This window comes from Vibrio sp. T9 (assembly GCF_003123985.1).
In the GTDB taxonomy this organism is placed as follows: domain Bacteria; phylum Pseudomonadota; class Gammaproteobacteria; order Enterobacterales; family Vibrionaceae; genus Vibrio; species Vibrio diabolicus.
In genome coordinates, this window is record NZ_NIGY01000156.1 from 1 (window position 1) to 317 (window position 317).

Consider the following 317-nt stretch of genomic DNA (forward strand, 5'->3'; position numbering starts at 1 on the left):
GCGTTCGACAACCTCGCCTTCGGTGAAGCCCCGACGATCGCTGAGTGCATGTTCCTTCAGACGATCAGCCGCCTCACGTACGCGAATGTTGCCGATGGGATTGCCCGCGCCGGCGAGCAGCAATCGCCAGTCAGCCGAAGCCGCCGCCGTCTCCGGCATGCCGAGCTGCCGCAATAGTTCCTGCCTGCCGAACCCCTGGGGAAGCAGATCGGTGAGGAACGGTGGCCACGTTTCTCCTCGCGTGGATTCCAGCGAGACAGGCAGATTGACGCTTAAGGCGGCCGCATCCGTTCGGCCCTCGTTGTCTAGTGCATAGC

Annotated in this window: 1 protein-coding gene; it reads right to left on the reverse strand. The window is 63.4% G+C overall.

The window, feature by feature from the left end; translation table 11 throughout:
• The coding region (locus CBX98_RS25880; RefSeq protein WP_172606051.1) for a HipA N-terminal domain-containing protein at nucleotides 1-317 on the reverse strand (317 nt) is incomplete at both ends.